This window comes from Candidatus Poriferisodalis sp. (genome assembly GCF_965204125.1).
In the GTDB taxonomy this organism is placed as follows: domain Bacteria; phylum Actinomycetota; class Acidimicrobiia; order Acidimicrobiales; family Poriferisodalaceae; genus Poriferisodalis.
This window is the reverse complement of sequence record NZ_OZ241968.1, coordinates 2,689,881-2,705,647: the sequence shown is the minus strand read 5'-3', so window position 1 is coordinate 2,705,647 and position 15,767 is coordinate 2,689,881. Positions and strand designations below refer to the sequence as shown.

Annotated in this window: 12 protein-coding genes; 8 read left to right on the top strand and 4 right to left on the bottom strand. The window is 69.0% G+C overall.

Annotated elements, in window-relative coordinates; genetic code table 11:
- Positions 1-106 precede the first annotated feature (106 nt).
- Positions 107-1,618, top strand: coding sequence for an HNH endonuclease (locus tag ACOGXD_RS12545; protein ID WP_419915371.1), 1,512 nt, complete (start codon positions 107-109; stop codon positions 1,616-1,618).
- A 241-nt stretch (positions 1,619-1,859) separates the two neighbouring features.
- Here ACOGXD_RS12545 and ACOGXD_RS12540 read toward each other — a convergent pair whose 3' ends face one another.
- From ACOGXD_RS12540 to ilvD, 4 genes are all read right to left on the bottom strand, one after another.
- Complete coding sequence (locus ACOGXD_RS12540; RefSeq protein ID WP_419907427.1) at positions 1,860-2,612, bottom strand: dihydropteroate synthase; 753 nt, start codon at positions 2,610-2,612, stop codon at positions 1,860-1,862.
- Positions 2,613-2,744: 132 nt separating this feature from the next.
- The gene (locus tag ACOGXD_RS12535; RefSeq protein WP_419915370.1) at positions 2,745-3,293 is read right to left on the bottom strand and encodes a thioesterase family protein; all 549 of its coding nucleotides are present in this window, start codon (positions 3,291-3,293) and stop codon (positions 2,745-2,747) included.
- Entirely contained in the window at positions 3,290-4,891 is a 1,602-nt protein-coding gene (locus ACOGXD_RS12530; protein WP_419915369.1) for an MFS transporter, read from the bottom strand. The genes ACOGXD_RS12535 and ACOGXD_RS12530 overlap by 4 nt, the downstream gene beginning before the upstream one ends.
- Positions 4,892-5,042: 151 nt before the next feature.
- Positions 5,043-6,878, bottom strand: coding sequence for a dihydroxy-acid dehydratase (ilvD, locus tag ACOGXD_RS12525; RefSeq protein WP_419915368.1), 1,836 nt, complete (start codon positions 6,876-6,878; stop codon positions 5,043-5,045).
- Positions 6,879-6,943: 65 nt separating this feature from the next.
- Between ilvD and serB the strand changes: the two genes are divergently transcribed.
- From serB to selD, 7 genes are all read left to right on the top strand, one after another.
- Positions 6,944-8,215, top strand: coding sequence for a phosphoserine phosphatase SerB (gene serB / locus ACOGXD_RS12520; RefSeq protein ID WP_419915367.1), 1,272 nt, complete (start codon positions 6,944-6,946; stop codon positions 8,213-8,215).
- A gap of 182 nt (positions 8,216-8,397) precedes the next feature.
- Entirely contained in the window at positions 8,398-8,679 is a 282-nt protein-coding gene (locus ACOGXD_RS12515; RefSeq protein WP_419915366.1) for an ArsC/Spx/MgsR family protein, read from the top strand.
- A 119-nt stretch (positions 8,680-8,798) separates the two neighbouring features.
- Positions 8,799-9,944 carry a glycine cleavage T C-terminal barrel domain-containing protein gene (locus ACOGXD_RS12510; RefSeq protein WP_419917404.1) on the top strand — a complete coding sequence of 382 codons (1,146 nt, stop codon included), beginning with the start codon at positions 8,799-8,801 and terminating at the stop codon, positions 9,942-9,944.
- A gap of 57 nt (positions 9,945-10,001) precedes the next feature.
- Positions 10,002-12,914, top strand: a complete 2,913-nt coding sequence (gene gcvP, locus ACOGXD_RS12505) for an aminomethyl-transferring glycine dehydrogenase (RefSeq protein ID WP_419915365.1) — start codon at positions 10,002-10,004, stop codon at positions 12,912-12,914.
- Between the two features lie 23 nt (positions 12,915-12,937).
- Entirely contained in the window at positions 12,938-13,654 is a 717-nt protein-coding gene (locus ACOGXD_RS12500; protein ID WP_419915364.1) for a hypothetical protein, read from the top strand.
- Positions 13,651-14,574: a nucleoside hydrolase gene (locus tag ACOGXD_RS12495; protein ID WP_419915363.1), complete on the top strand. Its 924-nt coding sequence runs from the start codon at positions 13,651-13,653 to the stop codon at positions 14,572-14,574. Before ACOGXD_RS12500 ends, ACOGXD_RS12495 begins: the two co-directional genes overlap by 4 nt.
- A 58-nt stretch (positions 14,575-14,632) precedes the next feature.
- Positions 14,633-15,766 carry a selenide, water dikinase SelD gene (selD, locus tag ACOGXD_RS12490; protein WP_419915362.1) on the top strand — a complete coding sequence of 378 codons (1,134 nt, stop codon included), beginning with the start codon at positions 14,633-14,635 and terminating at the stop codon, positions 15,764-15,766.
- Position 15,767: the final 1 nt, after the last annotated feature.

The window sequence follows — 15,767 nt, the reverse complement described above, 5'->3', positions numbered from 1 at the left end:
CCGACGGCACCTCGGAGGATCGTAGATCAGGTCACGCTTGGTTATGCCCTGACGCATGGAGACAACCGTCGTGACTCTGTCACACCCCCCTCGTACGGTCGTTCCCATGTTGAGGGACGGCGCCGAGACCACTGCGGGGCACAACAACGAACTCGCCCTAGGCGAGCTGCCGACAGCCGTGCCACCCAGCGGTGCCAGGTCCGGCTCAGGGTGCAAGAGCCCGCCTCTCGGAACCACGCTCGCCGCCGCTCAACCACTCGACGACTCCGAGACCGACCCAGGTCGCGAGGGTGCTCTCGCTGTTGCCGCACCCTCCACCGCTGCCGCCTCTGGTGAGGCCGGGCCGGGTTCTGGGGCTGCGGGGGCGTCAGGTGGTGTTTGGGTGGACGCGGTCGATGTTGCCGGGCTGTGCGGGCCCGGTCTGCGTGCGCGGCTGGGCGAGATCGCTCGGGCCGAGTCGCGGCTCGCCGCGATGAAAGCCGACACGCTCGGCGAGATCGCCCGCCGCAGCGGCGACGGCGCCGCCGCCCACGCCGCGACCCACGAGATGGCGGTGTCGGGTCGCAAGGCACGCGGCGAGGTCCGCGACGCGGTGCGGCTCGGCGATTTGGATGTGACACGGGCCGGGCTTGCTGAGGGGTCGGTGCCGGTGGGTCATGCGCAGCTGATCGCCCGCGCGGCCGGCGATGCTCCGGTTGACGAGGCGATGCTGGCCGCACTGGCACAGCGGGAGGGCTATGACGAGTTCCGCCGCACCGTCGCCCGCCACGTCGCCGATGTCAGCTGCGACGACGGCGCATCAGTGCTCGAACGACAGCGCCAGGCACGCACCGGCACGATTCTGACCCGTCACAGCGACGGCATGACCGTCGTGCACCTCGAAGTCGACCCGCTCACCGGCGCACGCCTGGGGACGGTGATCGCGGCTGCTGAGCGGCGGCTGTTCCGCAACGAGGGCTGCGCCGAGCGGCGCACTCCCCCGCAACGCACCGCAGACGCCATCACCGAGCTCATGTTGGACCCCGATGCGAAGCGTCCTGCGGGGGCGTCGCTGATCGTGGTCGCCGACTACGACACCCTCAACCGCCAGCTCGTCAACGGCCGGCTGGCTGACGGCACCCCGATCCCGATCAGCGAGATCGCCAAGATCGCCGTCGATGCCCAAGTACTGCCCACGATCTTCGAAGTCGCTACCGGTGATCTGCGCATGGGACGCGCCAGCCGCACCGCCACCGACATGCAACGTGCTGCGCTCGCACTCAGGGACAAGGGCTGCGTGGGGTGCGGCATCCCGCCCGAGCGCTGCCAGCACCACCACATCGAGTTCTGGCAACACGAAGGACGCACCGACTACTGGAACCTCGTCACCGTCTGCGCGGACTGCCACAACGACAAGATCCACCAACAAGGCTTCACCGTCGAATGGAACCCCAACGACGTCCGCTTCGGACTCCAACCGCCTACCACACCACCGAACGGCCAACCACTAGAACAGCCCGCCGGTCAACCCGAACACCGAGCGGTAAACCGGACCCGAAGGCAGCCGACAGACGAGCCCATAGGGAGGCGCACTGCTCACCCGAACGGTCAGCGCGGACCTCGAGCACCCCCGCGTTAAGTGCCGCGGGGAAGGCCGCTGCCGGCACGACACTCGACACGCGTCCAGCGCAAGGATCTGCCAGTTCGCCGACTGACAGCCCGGCCGGTGGACGGACCGACAGGCCATACCGACAGCCGGAGCGGGCGCCGAGCATCCTCTTGACTGAACTGATGGGGAACGCTCTCAACGCGCCGCCAAGCGCAGCGCTGCGGTGATCGACCCGGCCCGACGCTGGGACGGCGGCCATAGGGGATGCGGCTTAGCTGGCTGCGGTGAGGGCTGCGTGGTGCTCGCGGACTTGGGCGGGGCGGTGGGCTCGCACGTAGTCGGGCTGCTGAGTGAGTGCCAGGTCCAACAGTTCGAGGCGGTCGGGTGTCTGCAGCCAGGGCACTGGCACGTATAGCGGCAGGTCGAAGCGGCGCAGCTCGCCGAGGCCGCTGTAGATGGCTCGCTGGTACGCCGCCCGTTCGGGCCAGTCCATGTCGTGCGGGCCGAAGCCGACACCGCAGTCGAGCAGGAGCCGCTGTTTCACGCCCGCCTCGCGCAGGCGTTCAATCCGCGAAGCGAACCATTCGACCAGGACCGTCACCGGATCGCCTCGTACGTCACGGACGCTGCGGAAGTCGCGCCCCAGCATGAACGGCAGCACCACGGTGACCTCGCGTTCTGCGGCGAGCTCGATCATCTCGGGTGATTGCAATGCGTCGCCCGCGTTCAGCACGGTTGCGCCGGCGTCGAGGGCTCGGCGCGCCACCTCGGGCTTGCGGGTGTCTATCGCCACTTCGGCGCCCAGCGACAGCAGCCCGCGCAGCGGCCCTTCGACCCGCCGCCACTCGTCGTCGGGGCTGACCTCGTCGCTGCCAGGCGTGGAGCCTTCGCCGCCGAGGTCGAAGTGATCGGCACCCTCGGCCAGCAGCTCGGCCCCCCGGGCGGCAGCTTCACTGCAGCCCTCTACGACAGAGAAGTCGGCCTTCGAATCTGGAGAGGCGTTGACGACGCCGAAGATCTCCACGGCCGCAACCTAGTCACGGCACCGCGATCTCGACCGGCGTCAGCCGTGACCGAGTCTGTGAGGCCGAACGGCGCTACCGCGTACACGCCGCCGCACGCCGAGCGGTGCCGGCGGCTTGGCCGTGCCCAGGCCCTAGGCGAGGTCGGGATGCAGCGAGGCCTCGTCTGATGGCCGGATGCTGATCACGTGACCGACCTGGGGCGGCAGCGGCAGGTGCTGATGTGCCTCCCAGATCTCGCCGAGGCGCCGGTACGGCTCATCGGCCATCAGCCCGACGCGTCGAGTCGGCCCGTCGATGTGCAGTGACATGACTTCGCAGGTCGCCACGAGGTAGTCGTCGAGGGTCTGGGTCATCGTCTGGAAGGCGTGCACTCGCTTGCGGTCGAAGCCGAGCAGCTGGACCGAGATCACATACGGCTCATCGGGCCCGATCTCGCGCACGTAGGTGATGTGGTTCTCTGCGGAGAACGTCGTGATGTCTCGCACCTCACGATGGGCGGTGCCCATGCCGATGTAGTCCATCCACGGTGCGATGGCGTCGTCGAAGGCCACCAGGTAGTAGCCGGCGTTGAGGTGGCCGTTGTAGTCGATCCACCCCTCCTGCACGGTGCCGACCAGCACCGGCACGGGCGCCTGGGGCACCGCGTCGGTCGGCTGCGGTTGCAGAGTCTCAGCGCTCATGACAGCCCGTTCGCAGAGACGTCCTCATCGGGAACCGGCCAGAACACCTCAGGCGGGGCGACACGCAGCGCGGCAGAACGCGGACCTGACATCGCAGCCACGAGGCCATCGTCCAGCGGCCGCACCCTCGGAGCTGCCGGGACCGTCGGCACTGTCGGGACCGCCGCGGGAGTCGGCGAAGGCGCGGTCGCACCGGCTGTCACTGGCAGTCGCTGCACGGTTCTGGCCGCAGTTCCGGCCGCAGCGCTGGCCGCGACTCCGGCCGTAACCGGAGCGGGCGCTGTGCCCGGCATCCGCACTGGTGCGAGCGGCCGGGGCGCCGCAGCGGCCGCAGCGGCACGCGCTGGCGGCGGACCGCCAGGCCCGATGTAGGTCGGCAGTGCCAGTGGATGGCGAGTCATCGGCAGGAGTACCAAGACACCCGCCAACGCAATGACACCAACCATCAAGATCGGCACTCCGACGCCGCCGCTCGCGTCGTGCGTGAAGCCCAGCAAGGGCGGGCCGATCAAGGCGCCTGTGCCAGAAAAGAAGAAGAAGATGCCGACCACCGCGCCGATGCTCGCCAAGCCGAACAGGTGAGCGGTGACATCGCCCAGCAGCGCCACGAAGCCGCCATAGGAAACACCGAGCACTGAGGCGAACACCACCAGCAGCGCGTACTTGGTGCCGGGCGCATCGACGCGTGTCGTGATGAACCAGATGGTGTACGCCACCGGCAGGCCGCTGAAAGCGATCTTCAGCAGGCGAACCGAACCCAAGGGTCTCGCCAGGCTCGTCAGAGCGAGCCGGCCGACAATGCTCGAGAGCCCGACGGTGAACACCAGCCAACCCGCTGCCAACTCCTCCACACCGTCGTCGATGGAGAACGGGATGATGAGCCCGATCGTGCCGATCACGGCGATCGTGAAGAAGATGCCGGAGGTTCCCATCTGCCAGAACGCCGGCGTCCGCAGCACCAGCGAGAGGTGCCGGCGGGGGCTGCCCGCCTGCACTCGTGGCGGCTGCCTGATGACTGCGAGCCCGAATACGAGGATCACCACCGCGATGACCGCGAGCCAGCGCATGCCGAGGCGCCAGCCGTACTCGGCGAGCAGCCGCTGGGCGAACGGGACGTAGATCATCGTGCCCAGACCCGAACCGGTCGCCACGATGCCCTGAGCCATCGCTCGATGCTTGGCGAACCACAGCGCGACCAGTGCGAACAGCGGCGCATTGAACAGCCCGCCGCCGAATCCGAGCCCGACGCCGTACAGGACGTAGCCGTGCCACAGCACTGACACGTAGGACGTCGCCACCAGCCCGCCGACAAACAGGGCGCCGCCGACGATCAGCAGCGGCACGATGCCGAACCGGTCGTACAGGCGGCCCGACAACAGAGCGCTGCCGAAGTACAGGAACACGGTGATGCCGAACACGATCGAGATCGGGCCCAGGCCGGTGTCGAATTCTTCCGCCATGTCGTTGGCGAAGGCGGTGAAGCTGTAGATGGTGCCGAAGCCGGCCATGACGACGATCGCTGCGCCGCATGCGGTCACCCATCCGCGCGCCGAGTCCAGATGGACCGGAGAATCGTTGGCCGCGTCCACGGAGGTCACCGGCGCGAGGTTACGGCGCAGCCTCGGACCGAGTCAGGGGCGCGCCTCGCCGTGTCACCTGCTGGTCGCACCGACAGCGCGAGGCCGAGCGAGCACGGCACGCTGGCTGACGCGCGCAACTGGATCCGAAGCAGGCGCTGGCGTGGGCCGCTCAGCCCAGCAGGGACAGGTCGCGCACCGCGCCCCGGTCGGCGCTGGTGGCCATTGCCGCGTAAGCCCGCAGTGCGGTGCTGACCTGGCGTGGGCGCGGCTCGACAGGCTGCCAGCCCGCCGCATCCTGCTCGGCGCGGCGTCGCTCCAGCTCGGCGTCGTCGACGGCGAGGTTGATGGTGCGGTTCGGGATGTCGATCTCGATGATGTCGCCACTGCGCACCAGCCCGATGAGCCCGCCGGAAGCGGCTTCCGGTGAAACATGGCCGATGGACAGGCCCGACGTGCCGCCCGAGAAGCGCCCGTCGGTGACCAGGGCGCACGCCTTGCCGAGGCCCTTCGACTTCAGGTACGACGTGGGGTACAGCATCTCCTGCATGCCGGGGCCGCCCCGCGGACCCTCATAGCGCACCACCACGACATCCCCGGCGACCACCTCGCCCTCGAGAATGTGCTCCACCGCCTCGTCTTGACTCTCGACCACATGGGCCGGGCCGGCGAACACCCAGATCGACTCGTCCACCCCGGCCGTCTTCACGACGCAGCCGTCGGGCGCGAGGTTGCCGTACAGGATCGCCAGCCCGCCGTCGGCGGAGTACGCGCTGTCGACCGAGCGGATGCAGCCCCGCTCACGGTCGAGATCCAGCGTGCGGTAGCGCTCCGACTGGCTGAACGCCACCTGCGTCGGGATGCCTGCCGGGCCCGCCCGGAAGAACTCGGCCAGCGACGCATCGTCGTTCGTGGCCACGTCCCAGCGAGAGATGGCGTCGAACATGGTCGCCGAATGCACCGTCGGCACCTGGTTGGCGATGAGACCGGCCCGGTTCAGCTCGGCCAGGATCCCCATGACGCCCCCGGCGCGGTGCACGTCCTCGACGTGGAAGAACTCCGACGCCGGCGCCACCTTGCAGATGTTCGGCACCTTGCGCGACAGCCGGTCGATATCGGCCATCGTGAAGTCGAGCTCGGCCTCCTGAGCCGCGGCCAGCAGGTGCAGGATCGTGTTGGTGGACCCGCCCATCGCGATGTCGAGCGTCATCGCGTTCTCAAACGCCTCGAAGCTGCCGATCGAACGGGGCAGCACCGATGCGTCGTCCTCCTGGTAGTAGCGGCGGCACAACTCGACCACCAGCCGGCCCGCCTCCAAGAACAGCTCACGGCGGTCTGCATGGGTGGCCACCACCGTCCCGTTGCCGGGCAGCGACAGGCCGAGCGCCTCGGTCAGGCAGTTCATGGAGTTGGCCGTGAACATGCCCGAGCACGAACCGCACGTGGGGCAGCCCGACCGCTCCATCTCGGCAACGTCCTCGTCGCTGACCGAGTCGTCGGCGGCCACCACCATGACGTTGATGAGGTCGACCTTCTGGGTGGCCAGCTTGGTCTTGCCGGCCTCCATCGGGCCGCCGGACACGAACACCGTCGGGATGTTCAGCCGCATCGCGGCGTTGAGCATCCCCGGGGTGATCTTGTCGCAGTTGGAAATGCACACCAGGGCATCGGCACAGTGGGCATTCACCATGTACTCGACCGCATCGGCGATGAGGTCGCGCGACGGCAGGCTGTAGAGCATCCCATCGTGGCCCATGGCGATGCCGTCGTCGACGGCGATGGTGTTGAACTCCTTTGCCACTCCCCCGGCGGCCTCGATCTCGCGGGCGACGAGTTGGCCGAGGTCCTTGAGATGGACATGGCCCGGCACGAACTGGGTGAACGAATTGGAGATGGCGATGATCGGCTTGCCGAAGTCGTCGTCGGTCATGCCGGTGGCACGCCACAAGGCTCGAGCCCCGGCCTGATTTCGGCCTGCTGTAGAGGTGACAGATCGGTAGCTCGGCATACGTTCAGCCTACGCGGCACGCCCGGATTCCCATAGCCCTACTGGGCAGTAGCCTGCGGCACCCGATGGTTCCCGACGACGATGCAGCCGGCGATGCAGCCGAAGATGCAGCCCACGCCGACGCCCCGAAGGACACGATCCTCATCCGGGTGACCGGTCCCGACGGCCCGGGCATCACCACCGACTTGCTGGCCCTGCTCTCGAATGCGGGCGCGGACGTGCAGGACATGGAGCAGGTCGTGGTGCGCCGCCAGCTCACGCTCGGGCTCGCGATCACGGTTCCCGCAGGCCGAGACCTGGTCAAAGAAGTGCTGCTGTTCGGCTACGAGCGGGGCTTGGAGATGAACTTCGAGGTCGTCGACGCCACGCCGACCCGGCACGCGGAGCGCCTCGTGGTCACCGCCCTGGCCCCCGAGCTGAAACCCGCCGACCTGTCGGTCGTGACCGGGGCCATCGCCGCCAGCGGCGGGAACATCGACCGCATTCACCGGCTCTCCCGCTTTCCGGTTTGGAGCTACGAGTTCCTGGTGGAGGGTGCGCAGGGCGACAAGCTCCGGACCGACCTGATCGAGGTGGCCGCCGAACGCCGGATCGACATCGCCGTTCAGCCGCACGGCCTCTCGCGGCGCTCCACCCGCATGATCGTGATGGACGTCGACTCCACCCTCATCCGCAACGAGGTGATCGACCTGCTGGCCGCCGAGGCCGGGCACGAAGCCCGTTCGGCTGAGCTGACCGCAGCCGCCATGGCCGGCGAGATCGACTTCGAGACGTCGCTGCGCCAGCGGGTGCGGCTGCTGGTCGGCCAGCCCGTCTCGATCATCGACACGGCCATCGTGCACATGTCGCTGACACGGGGCGCCCGCACCTTTGCCCGCACGCTGAAGCGGCTGGGCTACAAGGTGGCGATCATCTCCGGCGGCTTCACGCACTTCACCGATCACTTGGCGAAGCGGTTCAAGTTCGATCACGCCTACGCGAACGAACTCGAGATCCGCGACGGCCGGCTGACCGGCGAGGTGGTCGGCGAAGTCATCGACGCCGAGGCCAAGGCGCGGCTGCTGCGGCAGCTCGCCTACATCGAGGGCGTGCCGCTGGAGCAGATCGTGGCGGTGGGCGACGGCGCCAACGATCTCCCCATGCTGACGGCGGCGGGGCTCGGCATCGCCTTCAACGCCAAGCCGGTGGTTGCCGATGCGGCGGACACCACCGTCAACGTGCCGTACCTGGACGCGATCCTGTTCATGCTGGGCGTCACACGCGAAGAAGTCGAAGCCGCGGATGCCTCGACGACGCCGCTCGGCGCTGAACGGCCGCTGTCCACGCTGCTGCCCTGATCCCCGGCTGGCCGATGGGCTGGCTGACCGGCTGACTGACTGGCCGGCAGACTCCCAGGCCGCCTGTCCAGACTTGGGCGCCTCGCGCAGGTAACTTCGGCCTCATGGCCGAGGTGACGATCTACCACAACCCGCATTGAAACTCTTCCCGGAATGCCTTGGCGGTCGCCGAGGACGCTGGAGTGGAGGCCGATGTCGTCCTCTACATGAAGACGCCGCCCGACCGGGAGACGCTCGAACACTTGGTGTCGATTCTCGAGGACCCCGTCGAAGACCTGGTGCGCAAGGACTCGCAATTCAAGAAGCTGAATCTGAACGCCGACGACTACGTCGACAATCCCGGCGCAGTGGTGGAGCTGCTGAGCCAGCGCAAGGCGCTCATGCAGCGCCCGGTGGTCGTACGCGGCAACCGCGCCGTCGTCGGACGTCCGAAGGGTCGCATCGCCGAGCTCCTGGCCGACTGACTGACACGCACCGGTCAATGACTGACGCCAACGGCGGCGTACGCGAGCCCGACATCGATCCAGACTCCGGCGGCGTACGCACCCCGCTGTTCGACCTGCACACCGAACTCGGCGGGCGGATGGTCAACTTCGGCGGCCATGCGCTTCCCATGCGCTACGGCGACGGCACCGTGGCCGAGCATCGCGCCACCCGCACCGCGGCCGGACTGTTCGACGTCAGCCACATGGGCATCATCGAGGTCCGGCCCGCCGACGGCGTGGACGTGGCGGAAGCCGCCGCGTGGCTCGAATGCTCGGTGCCAGGGTCGATCGTCAATCTGACGCCGGGCCGGATGCGCTACACGCTGTTCACCACGGATGCGGGCGGGGTGCTCGACGATCTCATCGTGTCGAATCTCGGCGACCGCCTGCGGCTGGTGGTGAACGCCGTTCGCACCGAGGCCGACCTGTCTGTGCTGTCCTCACGGCTCAGCGACCGACCGGCACGCCGGGCGACTGACACAGTCGACACGGCGGACGCGACAGGCGGAGCAGACACGACAGGCGAGGCGAACGCACTCGTCAGCGTCGAGCTGCAATCAGGCCTCGCGCTGCTGGCACTGCAGGGCCCCGCGGCGGCCGGCGTGCTGGCTCGCTGGGCGCCGCCAGCGGCGGAGCTGGCGTTCATGACGACGGCCACGCTGTCGATCGACGGCGTCGAGTGCGAGGTGTCGCGCTGCGGGTACACCGGCGAGGACGGGTTCGAAGTCTCCATTCCGGCGAGCGAGGCGACGCATGTCGCACGGCTGCTGCTGAGCGCTGATGGCGTGGTCCCCGCAGGGCTCGGCGCACGCGACACGCTGCGACTCGAGGCGGGCCTGCCGCTGGTCGGCCACGAGCTCACCGAAGCGACCACCCCGGCCGAGGCCGGACTGGGCTGGTCGATCCCCAAGCGCCGGCGCGCCGAGGCCGGCTTCCCCGGCGCGGAAATCATTACGGCGCAGCTGCGTGACGGGCCGCCGCGCCAGCGGGTCGGCATCGCAGCCGACGGCCGCCGGCCCATTCGCGACGGCGCCATGCTGACCACCTCCGACGGCGCCAGCGTCGGCATGGTCACCAGCGGCGGCTTCGGCCCTGCTGTCGAAGCGCCGATCGCCATGGCCTACGTCGAGGCCGACTTCGCATCCGACGGCACCGAGCTGCTTGCCGAGGGCCGCAAGGGCCCCGAGCCGTGCCGGGTCGCCCCGCTGCCGTTCGTGGAACATCGCTACTGGTGGCCATCGTGATGATCGCCGTGAACATGAACGAGACCGCACGAAGCCCCTTGCACGGAGGCATGGCGTATGAGTGAACCCCCGGTACCTACGAGCGCGGAAGGGGCATTTGCCGCACGCCACATCGGCCTGCAGCCCGACGACGTTGCCGTCATGCTCAAGCGGCTCGGGTTCGGCTCGCTCGGCGACCTCGTCGACGCCGCCGTGCCAGCAGAGATCCGCATCGACGAGCCGATCGTGCTCGACGGCATCGACCGGCCCCTCACCGAAACCGAGGCCACCGCAGCGATGCGCTGGCTGGCGAACGCCAACACGCAGGTGCATTCGTTGATCGGGCTGGGCTACTACGGCACGCTCACGCCCGCAGTCATCCGGCGCGGCGTGCTGGAAGACCCGTCGTGGTACACGGCATACACGCCGTACCAGCCCGAGATCTCCCAGGGGCGGCTCGAAGCGCTGCTCAACTACCAGACGATGGTGTGCGATCTGGTGGGCATGGAGATCGCCAACTCGTCGCTGCTGTGCGAGGGCACCGCTGCCGCCGAGGCGATGGCCATGGCCCGCCGCATCACGCGAAGCGGGCCGGACCGCTTCTTCGTCGATGCCGACTGCCATCCCCAGGTCATCGATGTGGTGCGCACACGTGCCCAGCCGCTCGGTATCGACATCGTGGTGGGCCACCCGGCGACCGATCTGGCACCTGCGGAGGTGTACGGAGCATTGCTGGCGTATCCCGGCAGCAGCGGTGCCGTCCGCAACCTTCAACCTGTGATCGAAGCTCTGCATGGCACCGGCGCGATTGCTTCCGTCACCGCCGACCTGCTGGCGTGCTGCGTGCTGCAGCCGCCCGGCGAGCAGGGCGCCGACATCGTGGTGGGCAGCTCGCAGCGCTTCGGTGTGCCGCTTGGCTTCGGCGGTCCGCATGCAGCATTCCTCGCGACCAGCGAGAAGCACCGCCGCTCGATGCCGGGAAGGCTCGTGGGCGTCTCGGTGGACGCGGCCGGCAGGACCGCGTACCGGCTGGCGCTGCAGACTCGTGAGCAGCACATTCGGCGCGAACGCGCCACCAGCAACATCTGCACCGCGCAGGTGCTGCTCGCCGTGGTGGCCTCGATGTATGCGGTGTGGCACGGTCCCGACGGCTTGGCCGGCATCGCTGAGCGCGTGCACCGGCTGACCGCGGCGCTCGCCGCCGGCGTGGGCAGCCTGGGCTTGCGTGTGCGCAACGACACCTTCTTCGACACGCTGACGGTGGAGGTAGCCGGCCGTGCCGACGAGGTGCTGGCCGCCGCGCTCAGCGTCGGCATCAACCTGCACCGCATCGACGCCGACACCGTGGGCGTCTCGCTGGACGAAACCTGCGACGAGGGCACGGTCGCCAGGGTGCTGGATGCCTTCGCGACCCAAGCAGACGGCGGCGAGGCGCACGGCAGCGTGTCGATCGGAACGCTGGCAGCCTCGGCACCGTCGGGAATCGCCGGGGAGCTGCGGCGCACCAGCGAGTTCCTCACGCACCCCACCTTTCACTCACACCGCTCCGAGACCGAGATGATGCGCTACCTGCGCCGTCTGGCCTCGGCCGATGTGGCGCTGGACCGCTCGATGATCCCGCTGGGCAGCTGCACGATGAAGCTCAACGCCGCGGCGGAGACGACCCCGATCACCTGGCCGCAATTCGCCGACATCCACCCGTTTGCGCCGCCCGAGCAGTGGGAGGGCTACCGCCAGATCATCGCCGACCTCGAACGGTGGCTGGCGGCGATAACCGGCTACGACGCCGTGTCATTGCAGCCCAACGCGGGCTCGCAGGGCGAGCTGGCCGGGCTGCTCGCCATCCGGGGCTACCACGACGACCGCGGCGACACCCACCGCACGGTGTGCCTTATCCCGTCCTCCGCGCACGGCACCAACGCCGCGTCGGCCGTGATGGCCGGCATGCGGGTGGTGGTGGTGGGCTGCACCGAGGACGGCGACGTGGACCTCGACGACCTCGACGCCAAGATCGCCGAGCACGGCGATCAGCTGGCCGCGTTCATGGCCACCTACCCCTCGACACATGGCGTGTATGAGGACGGCATCCGGCAGGTCTGTCTCAAGGTGCACGAAGCGGGCGGGCAGGTCTATGTGGACGGCGCCAACCTCAACGCCCTCGTCGGCCTCGCCGCACCGGGCACGTTCGGTGCCGATGTCAGCCATCTCAACCTGCACAAGACGTTCTGCATTCCCCACGGCGGCGGCGGGCCGGGCATCGGGCCGGTGGCGTGCCGCCTGCACCTGGCCAAGTACCTGCCCAACCACCCACTGGCACCCGATGCGGGCCCCGAGACCGGCCCGGGCGCTATCTCATCGGCGCCGTGGGGCTCTGCGGGCATCCTGCCGATCCCGTGGATGTACATCGCCATGATGGGCGTGGAGGGCCTCACCCAAGCCACACAGACGGCGATCCTGTCGGCCAACTACCTCGCCTCGCGACTCGGCGAGCACTTCCCGATCCTGTACCAGGGCCGCTACGGGCTGGTCGCGCACGAGTGCATCGTGGACCTGCGGCCGTACTCGGAGTGGGCCAGCGTGGACGACGTGGCCAAGCGGCTCATCGACTTCGGATTCCATGCCCCGACGATGTCGTTCCCGGTCGCGGGGACGCTGATGATCGAGCCCACCGAGAGCGAATCGCTGGCGGAGATCGACCGGTTCTGCGATGCGATGGCGACGATCCGATCCGAGATCGACAAGGTCGCGGCGGGCGAGTGGCCAGCCGACGACAACCCGCTCGCCAACGCACCCCACACGGCCATCGACGTGCTGGCCGACGAGTGGGAGCACCCTTACTCGCGCACCGAGGCCGCCTACCCGGCCGGCACCGCCGTGGCGACGCTGGTGGCCGACAAGTACTGGCCGCCGGTGAGCCGCATCGACGGTGCCTACGGCGACCGCAACCTCATGTGCGCCTGCCCCGACCCCCGCGCCTTCGAAACTGACTGACCGCGGATCGCTAGCGTTCGGGCATGGCTCGGGTCGATCCTTCGGTGCTGGAGATGCCAGTCGGCGACGCGGCCGGCACGATGCCGTATTTCTCCCACATCGATCTGTGGCTGCGCGCCGAGGTCGACGGGCTGAGCGATGCGCAGCTCGATCTCGACGACCAGTCTCCCGAGCGGGAGCTGATGTGGTGGTCGATCCGGCGGCAGATCAGCCACATCGCCTGGGTGTCGCTGATCTTCGCGAAGCGGCGCTGCGGGATGCTGCTGTGGCCCGACGGCGATATTCCCGAGCCGATCGTGTGGGCCGAGCATCACCAGGGACGCAACAACAAGCACGGGCTGCGGCTGGATCCTGAGCTGTTCTGGGAGGTGCCCGATCTGCTCGACAAGCTCGACCTTGGCTTGAGCTGGATGCGCTATGTGGTCGCGTCTCATCGGGTCGAGACGTTTCGCGAGATGGTGGAGTCGCGTCACAGCACGCTCTTCTGGGACGACGCCATCACGGTGCTCCCTCGGGGTGCTTGGCATGATCCCGACGACGAGCGGATGATCGTGAACACGCTCGAGTGCGCTATCTGGATGCTGTTCTACGAGATGGCCTCGCACATCCGCTCGATCCAGCGGATCAAGGAGATCCAGGGGCTGGCATCGGTTGTCGAGCTGACGCGCTTCGGCTACCTGCGTCTCCCCCACTACTGGGGCGAGACCGACGCCCCCGCGCCCAGCATCACCAAGCTGTGAGCCCGAGGATCATTCTCGACTGTGATCCGGGCCACGACGATGCGGTGGCCATCCTGCTGGCGGTCCGCCACTGCGAAGTGCTGGCGATCACGACGGTGTCGGGCAACGCCCCGCTGGAGATGACCACGGCGAACGCGCTGCTGATGTGCCAGCTCGCCGGGCTGGACATTCCGGTGCATGCGGGTGCGGACCGGCCGCTGCTGGTGCCCGCGGCGCATGCGCCGCGTGCCCACGGGGCGACCGGGCTCGACGGGCCGCCACGGCCAGACGTGCACCTGGCGGCGGCGAGCAACGACGCGGTCGGCTGCATCATCGAGACGGTGCGCGCGCACGACGACGTGTGGCTCGTGCCCGTCGGGCCGCTCACCAACATTGCGCTGGCCATCCGCCAGGCGCCGGACATCGTCGATCAGGTAGCGGGCATCTCGCTGATGGGCGGCGCTGTCGGGCCCGGCAATGTCACGCCGACGGCCGAGTTCAACATCTGGGCAGATCCCCATGCCGCCCAGATCGTGTTCGCCGCCGGGGTGCCTCTGGTGCGCATGGCCGGGCTCAACCTCACCCACCAGCTGTGCGTGGGGCAGAACGAGATCTTCGCCCTGCGGGAGCAGGGCGGCATGGTGCCTGAGTTCGTGGCGGGCCTGTTCGACTTCTACCTCGCCGGCTACCGCGAGCGCGCTGGGCTGGATGCCGCGCCCATGCACGACCCCTGCGCAGTGCTGGCCGTGACGCACCCTGAGCTGTTCGCCTTCGGCGCCCGACACGTCGACGTGGAGACGAGCGGCGATCTCACCCGGGGCATGACCGTCGCCGACGAACGGCCCGGCACCGACGCCACGCCCAACTGCGAGGTCGCCTACAGCATCGACGCCGAGCCGGCGCTCAAACTCATCGTCGGCGCCGTCTGCAGTTACGACTGAAACTGCTGGTCCCGACCCCGGAGGCCAACCGGGTCGCCACGTCGGTACCGTTGCCGCTGTGCCCACCGACAGCACTGCGAACAGCCCGGCGTTCCGGCTGAGCCAGTACAGCCACGGTGCGGGCTGAGCGTGCAAGCTCGGGCCTTCCGAGCTGGCGCAGGTTCTGCGCTATCTGACTCCCCCGTCGCACCCGGACCTGGTGGTCGGCACCGACACCAGCGACGATGCCGCCGTGTGGCGGCTCGACGGCGACCGGCTGCTGGTGAACTCGACCGACTTCTTCGCGCCGATCGTGGACGATGCGCGCACGTGGGGGCGCATCGCGGCGGCGAATGCCGCCAGCGACATCTACGCGATGGGTGCCAGTCCGCTGTTCGCCCTCAACCTGGCGGCTTGGCCGCGCGATGTGCTCCCGCTGGACTTGCTGGGCGAGGTGCTCGCCGGCGGTGCGGATGCCGCGGCGGACGGCGGCTGGGTGGTGGCCGGCGGTCACACCATCGACGCGCCCGAGCCGCTCTATGGCATGTCGGTGACTGGCACCTGCCGGCCGGCCAGCGACGGCACGGGCCTGCTCACCAACGTCGGTGGGCAGGCGGGCCAGGCGCTGGTGCTGACCAAACCGCTCGGCACCGGTCTGCTCGCGACCGCGCTGAAGCGTTCGGGCCCCGAGGCCGTCGAGCCGAGCGGCGACCTGCATGCGGCCTACGAGGCCGGCGTGGCCGAGATGTGCCGGCTCAACGACGCAGCCGCCGCCGCGGCCATCAGGGCAGGAGCCACGGCGGCCACGGACGTCACCGGGTTCGGACTGCTGGGACACCTCGCAGAACTCGCTGCGGCCAGCGAAGCGAATGCCGTGGTGGATGCCGGCGCAGTGCCGCTGCTGCCCGATGTGGTCGGGCTCGCCACCGACGGCTTCGTGCCCGGGGGCACCGGCCGCAACCTGGATCACCTGGCCGAGCGCCTCGACGGCAGCGACGAGCTCACCCGCATCGTGCTCGGCGATCCCCAGACTTCGGGCGGCCTGCTGTTCAGCTGCGATCCCGCACGCGCCGGCGACGCTGTCCGCGAGCTGCGCGACAGCGGCCATGACGCCGCAGTGATCGGCGAACTCGCCGACGGCAGCAGCGGAACGGCGGGATCGATCACGATCGCGGGCGCCGTCACCGGAGACACCGCAACAGACGCAGGCTGAG

Bases quoted from the DNA above. Each gene is read 5' to 3' on its own strand.
- ACOGXD_RS12545 (WP_419915371.1), top strand. From the start codon at position 107: ATGTTGAGGGACGGCGCCGAGACCACTGCGGGGCACAACAACGAACTC.
- ACOGXD_RS12535 (WP_419915370.1), bottom strand. From the start codon at position 3,293: ATGAGCGCTGAGACTCTGCAACCGCAGCCGACCGACGCGGTGCCCCAG.
- ilvD (WP_419915368.1), bottom strand. From the start codon at position 6,878: ATGCCGAGCTACCGATCTGTCACCTCTACAGCAGGCCGAAATCAGGCC.
- serB (WP_419915367.1), top strand. From the start codon at position 6,944: ATGGTTCCCGACGACGATGCAGCCGGCGATGCAGCCGAAGATGCAGCC.
- ACOGXD_RS12510 (WP_419917404.1), top strand. From the start codon at position 8,799: ATGGTCAACTTCGGCGGCCATGCGCTTCCCATGCGCTACGGCGACGGC.
- gcvP (WP_419915365.1), top strand. From the start codon at position 10,002: ATGAGTGAACCCCCGGTACCTACGAGCGCGGAAGGGGCATTTGCCGCA.
- ACOGXD_RS12500 (WP_419915364.1), top strand. From the start codon at position 12,938: ATGGCTCGGGTCGATCCTTCGGTGCTGGAGATGCCAGTCGGCGACGCG.